Origin of the sequence: Bacillus sp. SRB_8 (assembly GCF_003264205.1) — a bacterium.
In the GTDB taxonomy this organism is placed as follows: domain Bacteria; phylum Bacillota; class Bacilli; order Bacillales; family Bacillaceae_G; genus Bacillus_A; species Bacillus_A mycoides.
This window is the reverse complement of sequence record NZ_NADT01000018.1, coordinates 726817-742159: the sequence shown is the minus strand read 5'-3', so window position 1 is coordinate 742159 and position 15343 is coordinate 726817. Positions and strand designations below refer to the sequence as shown.

The 15343-nt window shown below is 35.6% G+C and carries 12 protein-coding genes and 1 other annotated feature; all 12 genes read left to right on the top strand.

Annotated features, from left to right (window positions below; genetic code table 11):
• Positions 1-112 precede the first annotated feature (112 nt).
• The 12 genes from zapA to B5P40_RS13895 all read left to right on the top strand — a co-directional run bounded on the left by zapA (position 113) and on the right by B5P40_RS13895 (position 15318).
• Positions 113-382 (top strand): cell division protein ZapA, encoded by a 270-nt coding sequence (zapA, locus tag B5P40_RS13950; protein WP_002088902.1) that lies wholly within the window; start codon positions 113-115, stop codon positions 380-382.
• A gap of 2 nt (positions 383-384) precedes the next feature.
• Positions 385-924, top strand: a complete 540-nt coding sequence (locus B5P40_RS13945; protein ID WP_002034246.1) for a CvpA family protein — start codon at positions 385-387, stop codon at positions 922-924.
• Positions 925-979: 55 nt separating this feature from the next.
• Positions 980-2698, top strand: coding sequence for a DNA polymerase/3'-5' exonuclease PolX (polX, locus tag B5P40_RS13940; protein ID WP_002088901.1), 1719 nt, complete (start codon positions 980-982; stop codon positions 2696-2698).
• A 19-nt stretch (positions 2699-2717) separates the two neighbouring features.
• Positions 2718-5078 (top strand): endonuclease MutS2, encoded by a 2361-nt coding sequence (locus B5P40_RS13935; RefSeq protein ID WP_078213675.1) that lies wholly within the window; start codon positions 2718-2720, stop codon positions 5076-5078.
• A gap of 196 nt (positions 5079-5274) precedes the next feature.
• Positions 5275-5964 (top strand): 23S rRNA pseudouridine(2604) synthase RluF, encoded by a 690-nt coding sequence (locus B5P40_RS13930; RefSeq protein ID WP_033731387.1) that lies wholly within the window; start codon positions 5275-5277, stop codon positions 5962-5964.
• A 107-nt stretch (positions 5965-6071) separates the two neighbouring features.
• Positions 6072-6322 (top strand) — a binding site (T-box leader).
• 113 nt (positions 6323-6435) lie between these two features.
• Positions 6436-7761 (top strand): branched-chain amino acid transport system II carrier protein BrnQ6, encoded by a 1326-nt coding sequence (gene brnQ6 / locus B5P40_RS13925; RefSeq protein ID WP_061673924.1) that lies wholly within the window; start codon positions 6436-6438, stop codon positions 7759-7761.
• Positions 7762-8221: 460 nt separating this feature from the next.
• Positions 8222-8944, top strand: coding sequence for a heme uptake protein IsdC (gene isdC / locus B5P40_RS13920; protein WP_113709337.1), 723 nt, complete (start codon positions 8222-8224; stop codon positions 8942-8944).
• A gap of 23 nt (positions 8945-8967) precedes the next feature.
• Positions 8968-9426, top strand: coding sequence for an NEAT domain-containing protein (locus B5P40_RS13915; protein WP_016102985.1), 459 nt, complete (start codon positions 8968-8970; stop codon positions 9424-9426).
• Between the two features lie 32 nt (positions 9427-9458).
• The gene (locus B5P40_RS13910; protein ID WP_113709336.1) at positions 9459-12596 is read left to right on the top strand and encodes an NEAT domain-containing protein; all 3138 of its coding nucleotides are present in this window, start codon (positions 9459-9461) and stop codon (positions 12594-12596) included.
• Positions 12597-12671: 75 nt separating this feature from the next.
• A complete protein-coding gene (isdE, locus tag B5P40_RS13905; protein ID WP_113709335.1) occupies positions 12672-13547 on the top strand; it encodes a heme ABC transporter substrate-binding protein IsdE in 876 nt (291 codons plus the stop codon).
• A 27-nt stretch (positions 13548-13574) separates the two neighbouring features.
• The gene (locus B5P40_RS13900; RefSeq protein ID WP_002015421.1) at positions 13575-14558 is read left to right on the top strand and encodes a FecCD family ABC transporter permease; all 984 of its coding nucleotides are present in this window, start codon (positions 13575-13577) and stop codon (positions 14556-14558) included.
• Complete coding sequence (locus tag B5P40_RS13895; protein ID WP_002088890.1) at positions 14548-15318, top strand: ABC transporter ATP-binding protein; 771 nt, start codon at positions 14548-14550, stop codon at positions 15316-15318. Before B5P40_RS13900 ends, B5P40_RS13895 begins: the two co-directional genes overlap by 11 nt.
• The last annotated feature ends 25 nt before the right edge of the window (positions 15319-15343 follow it).

Here is a 15343-nt window from a genome sequence, read left to right as displayed (position 1 = left end):
CTTTTTTATGTTGTTATTTTTATCATATCGGATTGTTCTTTCTGTTTCCATATTATGATGGTTCATGGTATGATAAACTTTAGGATTCTGTACGTGATTGGAGGCCGGTGAGTTGTCACAACAAAAGGGAAATAAAAGTCGAATTAATGTAGAAATATATGGCCAACAGTATTCAGTTGTTGGCGATGAAAGTACAAGTCATATCCGCATGGTAGCAGCGATTGTGGATGATAAAATGCGCGAACTCAATGCCAAGAATCCTTCGCTTGATACGAGTAGACTAGCGGTATTGACGGCGGTAAACGTCATACACGATTACATAAAATTAAAAGAAGAACATGAGAAGTTGAAAGAAAGTATGACACAAAAAGGAATGGAATAAACATGATTGATATTATTATCATTTTATTGCTTGTTATGGGATTTTTCCTCGGTTTACGCAGAGGATTTATTTTGCAACTTGTAAAGTTAACAAGCTTTATTATCGCATACCTCGTTGCATACTGGTACTGTAAAGATTTAGCGCCAACGCTTGCGAAATTTATTCCGTATCCATTCGATAAGAATGTATCTGTTCCAGAATGGATAGATGCGAATAATATTGAGGGTGTCTTCTATCAAGCAATTGCGTTTATTGTATTATTTATTATTACAAAAATCGCACTTTCACTACTTGGTAATTTACTGAATATGTTTGCAGAAATCCCAGTTTTAAAGCAAGTCAATGCGGTTGCTGGGGCACTTCTTGGCTTTTTAGAAGTGTATATCATTCTGTTTGTCTTAATTATTGTTGGAACAATTCTTCCAATTGAACAAATACAAACACCATTACAAAAATCATCAATTAGCAAAATAATTGTAGACGATACACCGATTCTTTCTGAAAAGGTGAAGGAACTATGGCAGACAGGTAGCAGAGTGTAACTTCTCTTTTTTCGGAAAGAGAAGTTTTTTTCTATGAAAGAAAGGCGGGGCAATGATGAAAGTGAATAAAAAACAAGTTATCAAATTACTAGAGACAATCGGCCTATTTATGGAACTAAAGGGCGCGAATCCATTTAAAATATCTGCATTCCGTAAAGCGGCGGCAGCACTAGAAAGTGATGACCGTAGTCTTTCTGAAATTGAAGATTTCACAAAGATTCCAGGTATCGGAAAAGGAACGGCAGCAGTTATTCAAGAATATATAGAATCGGGAACATCTGAAGTACTACAAGAACTTGAAAAAGAAGTACCAAGCAGTTTATTACCACTATTAAAACTACCAGGCCTTGGTGGTAAGAAGGTGGCCAAGTTATACAAAGAACTTGGTGTTGTTGATATGGAAACGTTAAAAGCTGTTTGTGAAGAAAATAAAGTACAAGCTTTAGCTGGATTCGGTAAGAAAACAGAAGAGAAAATATTAGAAGCAATTGATCAAGTAGGCTCTCGTCCAGAGCGTTTACCAATTGCGATGGTATTGCCTATTGCCGGGGAAATAGAGGAGAAATTGTCGAATGTTGCTGAAATAATTCGTTTCTCACGCGCTGGTAGTTTACGCCGTGTTCGTGAGACAGTGAAGGACTTAGATTTCATCATTGCAACGACAGAGCCAGCAGTAGTGCGTGAACATTTACTACAATTTGATAATATGATTGAAGTGATTGCAAGTGGAGATACGAAAGTATCTGTTCGTCTTCAATATGAATATGATATTTCAATTGACTTCCGCTTAGTAAAACCAGAAGAATTTATTACAACTCTTCACCATTTCACAGGATCAAAAGACCATAACGTAAAAATGCGCCAAATTGCGAAAGATAGAGGCGAGAAAATTAGTGAATACGGTGTGGAAATCTTAGAGACAGGTGAAGTGAAAACATTCGAAACAGAAGAAGCATTCTTCGCCCACTTTGGCCTTCCATTCATCCCACCAGAAGTGCGTGAAGATGGAAAAGAAATTGAATTAATTAAAGAGTATCCCAACTTAATTCAGTTCTCTGATATACAGGGTGATTTACATATGCATACAACGTGGAGTGACGGTGCTTTTTCAATTGAAGAAATGGTGCAAGCGTGCCGCGCTCGTGGATATAAATTTATGGCAATTACTGATCACTCGCAATACTTGAAAGTAGCAAACGGTTTAACGAAAGAGCGTCTTCGTGAACAAGCGAAAGAAATTGAACGTATGAATGAAAAGTATCCAGACATTACAATTTTGCGCGGGATTGAAATGGACATTTTACCAGATGCGACACTTGATTTTGACGATGAAGTATTAGCAGAACTAGATTATGTCATTGGAGCTATTCACTCTAGCTTCTCACAAGACCGTGAAACGATTATGAAGCGTCTTCGCACTGCACTTGAGAATAAGCATGTCACAATGATTGCCCATCCGACAGGACGTCTTCTTGGGCGCCGTGAGGGTTACGATGTAGATACAGATTTATTAATCCAGCTCGCAAAAGAAACAAATACAGTTTTAGAATTAAATGCAAATCCAAACCGTCTAGATTTAAGCGCGAAATTATTAAAACAAGCACAAGATGCTGGTGTAAAAGTAGCGATTAATACGGATGCCCATACACTTGAAATGTTAGAAGATATGGAAACAGGTGTAGCAGCAGCGCGTAAAGGTTGGATTCAAAAAGATAACGTGATTAACACATGGGATATTGAACGTTTATTAGACTATATTAAACGTAATAAGTAATACAGGGGGGACCTGCAACATGTTAGAACGAACGTTGCGTGTATTAGAATACAATAAAGTAAAAGAACAATTACTTGAACATACAGCATCTTCACTTGGTCGTGATAAAGTGAAGAATTTAGTGCCAAGCACAGATTTTGAAGAAATTGTGGAATTGCAAGAAACAACGGATGAGGCAGCGAAAGTCATCCGTTTAAAAGGACATGTACCACTTGGAGGGATTTCTGATATTCGTTCAAATATTAAGCGTGCGAAAATTGGAAGTATGTTAAGTCCTTATGAATTAATTGAAATCGCAAGTACGATGTACGGTAGTCGCCAAATGAAACGTTTCATTGACGATATGATTGACAACGGTGTTGAGCTTCCAATTTTAGAAACACATGTCGCGCAAATTGTGTCTTTATATGATTTAGAAAAGAAGATTACAAATTGTATTGGTGACGGCGGTGAAGTAGTCGATAGCGCAAGTGACAAATTGCGTGGTATTCGTAATCAAATTCGTACTGCGGAAAGCCGTATTCGTGAGAAATTAGAAAACATGACGCGTTCTTCAAACGCGCAAAAAATGTTATCAGATGCAATTGTAACGATTCGTAACGAACGCTACGTAATCCCGGTAAAACAAGAATACCGCGGCGTATATGGTGGTATTGTTCACGATCAATCTGCTTCTGGACAAACATTATTTATCGAACCGCAAGTAATCGTGGAATTAAATAACGCACTTCAAGAAGCACGTGTGAAAGAAAAACAAGAAGTAGAACGCATTTTAATGATGTTAACGGAAGAAGTAGCAGTGGAAGCTGATATTGTTTTATCAAACGTAGAAGTAGTTGCAAATCTTGATTTTATTTTTGCGAAAGCTCTTTATGCGAAGCGAATTAAAGCGACGAAGCCAATCGTAAATAATGAACGCTACATGGATTTAAAACAAGCACGCCATCCGCTTATTGATCCGGAAATTATCGTGCCAAATAACATTATGCTTGGTAAAGACTTTACAACAATCGTTATTACAGGACCGAATACAGGTGGTAAAACAGTTACACTTAAAACAGTCGGTATTTGTGTCTTAATGGCGCAATCTGGTCTTCATATTCCAGTAATGGATGAATCAGAGATATGTGTATTTAAAAACATCTTTGCTGATATCGGTGATGAGCAATCGATTGAACAAAATTTAAGTACATTCTCTTCTCATATGGTAAACATTGTAGATATTTTAGAAAAAGCTGATTTTGAAAGTTTAGTCCTCTTTGATGAATTAGGTGCTGGGACAGATCCGCAAGAAGGGGCTGCACTAGCGATTTCTATTTTAGATGAAGTATGTAACCGTGGTGCTCGCGTTGTTGCAACGACGCATTACCCAGAATTAAAAGCATATGGATACAATCGTGAGCAAGTTATTAATGCGAGCGTTGAGTTCGATGTGAATACATTAAGCCCAACGTACAAATTATTAATCGGTGTACCAGGACGTAGTAACGCCTTTGAAATTTCGAAGCGTCTTGGTTTGTCTGATCGCGTTATTGATCGCGCTCGTAACCATATTAGTACAGATACGAACAAAATCGAAAATATGATTGCAAAGCTAGAAGAAAGCCAAAAAAATGCAGAGCGCGAACGAAAAGAAGCGGAAGAGCATCGTAAGCAATCTGAAAAACTTCATCGTGAATTACAACGTCAAATTATTGAATTTAACGATGAGCGCGATGAAAAATTATTAAAAGCGCAAAAAGAAGGGGAAGAAAAAGTCGAAGCTGCAAAGCAAGAAGCAGAAGGCATTATTCAAGAACTTCGTCAATTGCGTAAAGCACAGCTTATAAACGTGAAAGACCATGAGCTTATTGAAGCGAAGAGCCGTCTAGAAGGTGCGGCGCCAGAGCTTGTGAAGAAACAAAAAGTAAACGTGAAAAACACAGCGCCAAAACAACAATTACGCGCAGGTGATGAAGTAAAAGTGTTAACGTTCGGTCAAAAAGGTCAATTGCTTAAAAAAGTAAGTGATACAGAGTGGAGCGTACAAATTGGTATTCTGAAGATGAAAGTGAAAGAATCCAATATGGAATACATTAATACACCGAAGCAAACTGAGAAAAAAGCAGTCGCAAGTGTGAAGGGTAGAGATTATCACGTGTCGTTAGAGCTAGACCTTCGCGGCGAACGTTATGAAGATGCAATGATGCGCGTTGAAAAATATTTAGACGATGCACAGCTTGCAAGCTATCCTCGTGTATCAATTATTCACGGCAAAGGAACAGGAGCGCTTCGCCAAGGTGTACAAGATTACTTGAAGAAACATCGCGGTGTGAAAACCTACCGCTACGGTGACATGGGCGAGGGAGGCCTAGGCGTAACAGTTGTCGAATTAAAATAGCAAACAACCAAACAAAAGGGGAAACCATTATATGTTTATGGACAAACTTGCAAAAGTATTGTTAGCTTGTTGCGGAATATTTTTGGTAATTGGGGTTATTTATTTAGTTGTTTTTGCGAAGTAAAGGAGCGTCAATCTTGGCATAATGATATCGCCATGGATTGACGCTTTTAATCTATAAGAAAAGGAACAAAACATGAAAATCAACCAATACATAAGCGAAGCAAAATCCTGCTCAAGACGTGAAACAGACCGTCTCATTAAAGCAGGACGTGCCTGTATTAACGGTGAAGTATGTACGCACGGTGCACTCGTTAATGAAGGTGATATTGTAACGATTGATGGGCAAGTTATTGTAAAAGAAGAGAAAGAAAAGGTGTATATTGCCTTCCATAAACCAGTCGGAATTACTTGTACAGCAGCTGAACATATTGAAGATAATATTATTGATTATATCGATTATCCAGAACGAATCTTTCCTGTTGGACGATTAGATAAAGCATCGGAAGGACTCATCTTATTAACGAATGACGGTGCGATTGCGAATCAAATTTTGCACGGTGATCATGAGCATGAGAAAGAATATGTTGTCACTGTTGATAAGCCGTTTACAGATTGGTTTATTGATGAGATGTCCAGCGGTGTAAAGATTAAAGATGGAATGACGAAGCCATGTAAAGTGACGAGAGTTAACCAGTCTACATTCCGCATCGTTTTAACGCAAGGAATGAATAGGCAAATTCGTAGAATGAGTCGTGCTTTCGGATTTACTGTAACAAAGCTAAAGCGAGTACGCATTATGAATATAGAGCTAAATGAGCTTGAAGCTGGAAAATGGCGAGACATTACACCTAAGGAATTAGAAATATTAATAGGGCAGTTATAGGGAGGAAAGTTTTCTCCCTATATTTTTTTGTCAGAAAAAATAAAACTATTGATTTTTTAAAAAATAGCCCATATAATAAAAAACAACAAGTTTCGACAACATATTTTATAAAAGTAATGATGAGGACATGAGTTGTTTTTGACGATTCTCAGAGAGGGAAGCCTTAGGCTGTGAGCTTCCTAATACGGAAAGACAAACTTACCACCTCTAAACTTCAAGAGTGAACTGCAGATGCATTGTAATTCTTGGCGGATAAAACCGTTATCAATTTACACGAGCTATAAAATGAGCTTATTTCGTTATAAATTCATTTTATTAGAATAAGGGTGGAACCACGATTTCAACACTCGTCCCTTTGTTAGGGACGGGTGTTTTTTGCGTTCTTTTACGGGGAAGTATGCTTGAAAGAGGATATGTGACGGATTTTAATTCAGAATATTTTGTCAATAAAATAATTAGGAGGTAGTAGAAATGAAGTCATCTTTAAAGTTTTCTGAGATGTTTGCAATAAGCTTAATGTTATTTGCACTGTTTTTCGGTGCCGGTAATATGATTTTTCCACCAGCGTTAGGGCAAGGTGCTGGAACAGATGTATGGATCGCGTTATTTGGCTTTATCGTAACAGGTGTAGGACTGCCTTTATTAGGAGTTATTGTTATAGCTCTAAAGGGAGATATTAATGAATTAGCAAGACGTGTACATCCTGTATTCGCGCTAATTTTCATTACTGCAATTTATTTATGTTTAGGCGTATTTGTTAGTGTGCCACGTACAGGGACTGTTGCTTATGAAATGAGCATTGCACCATTTTTACCAAGTGAGGTAGCTAGTCAGGCTTATCCACTTGTCATCTTTACATTTATTTTCTTTGCGGTAACTTTCTATTTAGCATTAAACCCATCGAAATTAGTGGGGCGCATTGGTAAAGTGTTAACTCCAATTTTATTAGCTGTTATTGCAATTATTGTAGCGAAAGCAATTATGACTCCAATGGGAGAGTTTGGTGCCCCTACAGAAGCGTATAGTGCCCCGCTCTTTAAAGGTTTTATTGATGGATATTTAACTTTAGATGGACTTGCAGCACTTGTTTTCGGAAATGTTGTGATCAATGCTTTAAAAGCAAAAGGCATTACAAATAAGAACAGTATTGCGAAAGTAACAATCTTTGCAGGATTTATTGCAGCACTTGGCTTACTTCTTGTTTATTTAGCACTTGCTTACCTTGGAGCTTCAAGTGTTTCACTTGGAATGGGAGCAAACGGCGGAATTATTTTAACAAACGTCGTGAATCATTTATTTGGTAGCTACGGAACATTATTACTAGGTATCGCAATTACAGCAGCATGCTTAACAACTTCTGTCGGTATTGTAGCAGCTTGTGGAGAATATTTTTCTTCGTTATTACCAAAGCTTTCTTATCAAAAAGTCATTTTTATTTTCTCTGTATTAGCATTTATGGTAGCAAATCTTGGTTTAACTCAGTTAAACGCATTAGCATTGCCGATTTTAATTGCAATTTACCCAATTGGTATCGTACTGATCGTATTATCACTTGTTGAAAACTATATTCGTCTTCCATTAGCTATGTATGTAGGCGGTATTGTAGGCGCATTTGCAATTAGCTTCTTTGATGGATTGCATAATGCAAATCTTCAAGTAGCGGCCCTTGCTCCTATTTTAGATAAAATTCCATTATATAGTGTAGGGATTGGTTGGCTAGTTCCGGGTATCATTGGAATTGCAATTGGATATGTAGTTTCTTTATTTCAAAAGCAAGAAATTGCTGTAGAAAAATAAGGGAAAGAGGCTTTCTTTAAAAGAAAGCCTCTTTTTTTGTAGAAAAATTATATATAGAAGAATTCAGATATTAAAAATTTTATACGTAATATAGTTGACAAAAAAATTACCAGTAGGCTAAGATTGACTTAGTTGTGGAAATATTGGAAGGGAAGAGGTTTTCTATGACTATATCATTTTTGTAAGAAGAGGTGATAGAACGATAGAATTAGGCGGTTTATTTTTTTTGAAATTCGTTGAGAATGATAATCAATAAAATGATGAAAGAGTTTTATGTTTATTCTTATAGGAAAAATTGGTGGGATTATTTTTTTGTCTATCAATGAGAATGATAATCAATATATTTCTAACTACATAGTGTTACTCGTTATAAAATAGAGATAGAAAGATTATTTTTTTTCTTATATATTGAGAATAATTATCATTTTCAAAAAAGAAAAACAAGGAGGCAGTAAGGTAAATGAGAAAGTTTTCGGTATTACCCGCTTTTATTATGACATTCGTATGTATGCTAGCTTTTCTCGTAGTGCCATTCGGACAAGCTTCGGCAAATGTAGCTGACGGTACTTACGATATTAACTATGTCATACAAAAAGCAGAAAATGATTCAGCTTCAATGGCAAATGATTATTTTGAAAAACCAGCTAAGTTAATTGTAAAAAATGGTGAGATGAGAGTACAAATTCCTATGAATCATAGTGCTTGGATTACAGAATTTAAAGCACCAGAGAACGGGAACTTTGTTGATGCAAAAGTTGTTAGTAAAGATGAATCTGCAGATAAAAGAACTGTAGAGTTTAAAATAGACGACTTATCTAAACCAGCAGCTGTAAAAATTCATGTTGTTGTACCGAACGTAAATTATGACCATAACTACACAATTCGCTTTGCGTTTGATGCAAATGTAAAAGCAGTAGGTGGAGAGAATAAGGCAACTGCTGCAATAAAAAATGAAGATCAAACTCAAAAAAATACACAAGTAAAAGAAGAAGTGAAGAAAGAAGAGAGCAAAGAAACAAACAAAGAAACAAACAAAGATGTAAATAAAGGAACAAATGAAAGTGGGAAAGCTGAAAAAACAGATAACCCAAAAACAAGTGATGAAGCACGTATCGGATTATTTGCAGCATTACTTCTTATTTCAGGTGTTTTCTTAGTTCGTAAAGTGAAGTTAGGTAAATAAATCTTTGGAAGGGCGATGAATATATGTTTAAACAATTTAAAATGATTATTGCCGTATTTGCTGTCTTACTTACGTTTATAGCAACACTAGGGTTACAAGATGCAAAAGCTGCTACACAACTAGCTGATGGAAAATATAATATTGCTTTTACTGTATGGAAAGGCGATAAAGATGAATCATCTAGAATGAATAGTTATTTTGAAAGTCCAGCAACATTAACAGTTAAAAATGGAAAACAATACGTTTCATTGAAAGTGAAAGATAGTGTTTCTATTAAAAGTTTCCAAGTAGAAAAAGATGGTCAATTTTTAGAAACAACAGTCTTAAGTGAAAACAAAAAAGAGAATACTAGAGTAGTAGAATTTGAAGTTGCTGACTTGTCAGAAAAACTAAAAGGAAAGGTGAAAATTAACATCCCAATTATTAATTATAACGCTTCATATGATATTCGTTTTGTATTTGATGGGAACAGCATTAAATAATTGGAAATTTTTTAAAAAGGAGAGTCATTCTATTGAACAGGTATTTTAAAATTGTTGTTGCAATGTTTCTAACGATTTTCACATTCGTATCAACGCTACAACCACTTGCAGTTCAAGCTGCTAGTCAACTAGCTGACGGTGAATACTCAATCGGTTTCAAAGTTCTTAAAGACACATCAGATGAAGAATCTATGATGAATCAATACTCTGTAAGTCCAGGAACTTTAAAAGTGAAGAATGGGAAAAAGAAAGTATCCTTTACGTTAGAACATAGTTCATGGATTACAAAGTTTGAAACGGAAAAAAGTGGTCAGTTTGTTGCGACAAATGTAATTAGTGAAGATCAAGAAAAAGATACAAGAGTCGTAGAATTCGATGTGGACGATGTAGAGAAGGTATTAAATGCGAAAGTAAAAGTAGACATTGATTTTTTAAATTATCATCATGACTATGATGTGCGTATTGCATTTGATCAAAATAGTATTACACCGATTCATGTAGAACAACCAAATGAAAAAGAGGACCCAGCTAATAAGCCAGATCCAAATGAAAATCCGGATCCGAGTCAGAAGCCCGACCAAAAGCCTGACCCAGATCAACAACCAAATTCTAACACAATTAAAGATGGAGAGTACAGCATTCCATTTAAAGTGTTAAAAGATCAAACAGATGAAGAATCTAAGATGAATACTTACATGGTAAATCCAGGGGTATTAAAAGTAGAAAACGGTAAGGAAAAAGCAATTGTAACGTTAAAAAATAGCTCATTAATTAAAAATTTCCAAACGGAAAAAGATGGCGCATTTGCTGATGCAAAAGTAGTGAGTGAAGATAAAGAAAAAGATACAAGAGTAGTAGAATTTGAAGTAGACGATTTATCTAAAAAACTAAATACAAAAGTATTTATTGAAGTGGCATCACAAGGTTACAAGCAAACACATAATGTACAACTTTTATTTGAACAAGATAAACTTGAACAAATTAAAAATGAAGAGAAACAACCGGAAGTAGAAAAACCAGATACTGAAACAATTAAAGATGGTGAGTACAGCGTTCCGTTTAAAGTGTTAAAAGATCAAACAGATGAAGAATCTAAGATGAATACTTACATGGTAAATCCAGGGGTATTAAAAGTAGAAAATGGTAAGAAAAAAGCAATTGTAACACTAAAAAGTAGCTCATTAATTAAAAATTTCCAAACGGAAAAAGATGGTGCGTTTGTTGATGCAAAAGTAGTGAGTGAAGATAAAGAAAAAGATACAAGAGTAGTAGAGTTTGAAGTAAACGACTTATCTAAAAAACTAAATACAAAAGTATTTATCGAAATGGCATCAAGAAACTATAAGCAAACACATGATGTGCAACTTTTATTTGAACAAGATAAGCTTGAACAAATTAAAAATGAAGAGAAACCAGAAGTAGAAAAACCAGATGGAAACAAAAATCCAGATGCTGAAACAATTAAAGATGGTGAATACAGTATCAATTTCAAAGCTTTAAAAGATCAAACAGAAGAAATTTCAATGATGAACACGTATACAAAGAGTCCAGGCGTGTTAAAAGTGAAAGATGGTAAAAAATATGTATCATTCACATTAACGAATAGCGCTTGGATTACAAAGTTTGAATTTGATAAAAATGGTTCGTTTGTTGATGCGAGTGTATTGAGTGAAGATACGAAAGCTGATACGCGTGTAGTGGAAGTGGAAGTAGCAGATTTATCGAAAAAATTAAACGCAAAAGTAAAAGTCGACATCGATTCAATGAATTATCATCATTTCTATGATATTCAATTTGCATTTGATAAAGATAGCATTAAACCGTTAGATAACCAAGGCGGAAATGATAACCAAGGTGGAAACGACAACCAAGGCGGAAATGATAACCAAGGTGGAAACAACAACCAAGGCGGAAACGACAACCAAGGTGGAAACAACAACCAAGGCGGAAACGACAACCAAGGTGGAAACAACAACCAAGGCGGAAACAACAACCAAGGCAATAATACAACAATTGATCCAAACGCTCTTAAAGACGGTGAATACAGCATTGGCTTTAAAGTATTAAAAGATCAAACAGATGAAATATCAATGATGAATACATACACAAAAAGCCCAGGTGTATTGAAAGTAAAAGATGGTAAGAAATATGTATCGTTTACATTAACAAATAGTACATGGATTACAAAGTTTGATTTTGAGAAGAATGGCTCGTTCGTTAATGCAAAAGTATTAAGTGAAAATAAAGAGCAAAATACAAGAGTAGTAGAAGTAGAAGTAAATGATTTGTCTAAAAAATTAAATGCAAAAGTAAAAGTAGATATTGATTCAATGAATTATCACCATTTCTACGATGTTCAATTTGTATTTGATCAAGATAGTATCAAAGCTTTAGGGAACCAAGGTGGAAACGATAACCAAGGTGGAAACGATAACCAAGGCGGAAATGATAACCAAGGTGGAAACGACAACCAAGGCGGAAATGACAATCAAGGTGGAAATAATACACCGAAAGTAATAGTTGATCCGAAAAATTTAGTAGATGGTCAATATGATATTACATTTAAAGTGTTAAAAGACAAAACAGAAGAACTTTCAAAGATGCATGACTATACTGTAAATCCAGCAAAATTAATCGTTAAAGATGGTAAAAAGTACATTGAGATGACGCTGAAAAATAGTGCGTGGATTACGAAATTCCAAACAGAAAACAATAGTCTTTTTGCTGATGCAAAAGTAGTAAGTGAAGATAAAAATGCAAATACGCGAGTAGTACAATTTGAAGTAGAAGATTTATTTAAAAAATTAAATGCAAAAGTGAAAGTAGACATTGATGAGATGAACTACCACCACTTCTACGATGTCCAAATTCAATTTGATACAAATAATATTGGTGCGTTAGGGACTATTAAAGATGATCCAAAAAAAGATCCGAAAAATGATCCGAACAATCCAGTGATTACACCGAAAGTAGATAATGTAAAAAAAGTAGATAATCCTGATTTTAACCGAAATGCAGATGATAAGAAGAAAAAAGAAGATCAAAAAAATGATTCGAAAAAAGAGAAAAACTCAAAAACGGCAGATACAGCACAACTAGGTTTATACATGGTGCTATTGCTTGGGTCACTTGCTTTACTAGTTCGTAAATATAGAGCAGGTAGATTGTAATTTTTGGAGTCTTGATGCATGTTTGCATGCATCAAGACTTGTTTCATATTGTTTGGAAAGGAGTGGTGATTAAGAGTGAAGAAAATTGTAAGTGTACTAATGGCTATCATTTTATTAGTGAGTATAGCTGGATGCCAGGCGCCCCAAAAAGAAACAGCGAAGCAGGTAAAGAGTGAGGGTAAAGAGAGGATTGTCGCAACGACAGTTGCTGTTACTGAAATTATGGATGCGTTAGAAGTAGATTTAATTGGTGTACCAACAAGTACTAAAGATTTACCAAAGAGATATAAAGGTTTACCTGAAGTTGGGAATCCGATGAGTCCTGATATGGAAAAGGTAAAATCATTAAAGCCGTCAGAAGTATTATCCGTGACAACACTTGAATATGAATTAAAGCCAGTTTTTGATGGTGTAGGTATGAAAGCAAACTTTTTAGATCTAACAAGTTTAAAGAATATGCAAAATTCCATTAGTAATTTAGGTAAGCAATATGGACGTGAAAAGCAGGCTGAAGCAGTTGTAACTAAGTTAGATAACAAGGTTGCAGAGATTCAAAAAGCAGTAAAGGGAAAGAAAGAACCGACAGTGCTTATTTTATTAGGTGTACCGGGGAGTTATTTAGTAGCAACAGAGCATTCTTATATTGGAGATTTAGTGAAACAATTAGGTGGTAAAAACATTGTACAAGGTGAACAAGTAGAGTATTTAGCTTCTAATACAGAGTATTTAAAAAAATCTGATCCAGACATTATTTTACGAGCGGCACATGGTATGCCTGATGAAGTTGTAAAAATGTTTGATAAAGAATTTAAAACAAATGATATTTGGAAACACTTCGCTGCAGTTAAAAATAATCGTGTTTACGATTTAGAAGAGCGTTTATTTGGAACGACAGGAAATTTAGCAGCGACTGAAGCGCTAGATGAATTGAAAAAAATGATGTATCCGTGATGCATTTTAATATAAAGGAAGATTAGCATGAATAAAAAATTTTGGAGTTTCTTTATTGTTACTGTATTACTCATCATTATGACTTTGTTGTCAGCGACGAAAGGTAGTTTAGAAGTAGGTATTATTGACCTTGTACAAGGAATATTTACAGGGGCAAATGAAGATGTTGAAGTGATTAAAGATTTACGTTTCCCACGTATTATTATTGCACTATTTACTGGAGCAGCTCTTGCTGTTTCGGGCGTGCTCTTCCAAGCTGTCATGAAAAATCCACTTGCTGATGCTGGGGTAATCGGGATATCTTCAGGAGCAAGTTTTATGACACTTGTTATTATTACGCTATTCCCGCAATTCTTTTTCTGGACGCCGGTATTCGCCTTTCTAGGTGGTGCGTTTGCATGTTATCTCGTTTATTCGTTTTCATGGAAATCAGGATTAAGTCCGCTTCGCATTATTTTAATTGGTATTGCCATTAATGCGATGTTCACTGGATTAAATGAATCGTTCATTACGATTTGTGGATACTTCATTAAGAGTATTAAGCAAACGACGACTTCTAATATAACGATGAAGACGTGGGGCGATGTAGAAATAATGGTTATTTATGGAACAATTGGTCTTATTCTTGCACTGTTTGTCGGAGCTTGGTGTAACTTATTATCTCTACAAGATAAGACTGCAAAAAACTTAGGCTTGCACGTGACGAGAGTTCGTCTTATTATTTCTGCCATTGCAGTACTCTTAGCGGCAGTATCAACAGCAATTGCAGGTGTTATCGCTTTCGTAGGATTACTCGTTCCGCACATTTCAAGACAACTAGTTGGTTCAGACCATAAAGCATTAATTCCATTTTCTGCTCTTGCAGGGGCGTTATTAATTTTGACGGCGGATACGATTGGAAGGTTAATTGTGCCACCTAACGAAATTCCAGCAGCGACGATTATGGCAGTTATTGGTGGCCCATTCTTAATATTCTTGCTTAGAAAGAGTGATAAAGTTCATGGAAATTAAAAATGTAACCTTTTCGTACGATAATGTAACGGATCGATTAAAGTCGGTTAGTAGTGAAATAGAGATTGGTAAAATTACAACAATTATTGGACCAAACGGTTGCGGGAAATCAACATTACTTGGTGTGATGTCAAGAAATCACGATCCTCGTAGTGGAGAGGTAATACTTGATGGGAAGGCAATTAGCCAATATAAACCGAAAGAATTTGCTAGAAAGTTAGCCGTTGTCCATCAACAAAATGAAGCACCGGCAGATATGACGGTAGAGAAATTAACAAGCTTTGGCCGTATGCCTCATAAAAATATATTTTCTTCGCAAACTGATGAAGATAGAGAAGCAATAGAAAGGGCTTTAGCATGTACGAATTTGCTAAGTAAACGTGATAAGGAAATTCATGCTTTATCTGGTGGAGAAAGACAGCGTGTTTGGATTGCCATGACGTTAGCTCAGAAGACGCCAATGCTCTTTTTAGATGAACCGACAACATATTTAGATATTTATTATCAACTTGAAATATTAGAGTTAGTAAAAGAATTAAATGAAGCACAAGGATTGACAATCGTTATGGTATTACACGATATTAATCAGGCGATTCGCTATAGTGATCATATCATTGTTATGAAAGACGGCGAAATTGTTACAAAAGGCAAGCCGAATGATGTTGTGACAGAAAGTATGATAAAGACGATATACGGTGTAGATGTCGTTGTAAAGCAAGATGAAGATACAGGATTGTATATGGTCCCAATGGGTATTTAAACATGCGAACAATCCGTTTTGAGGT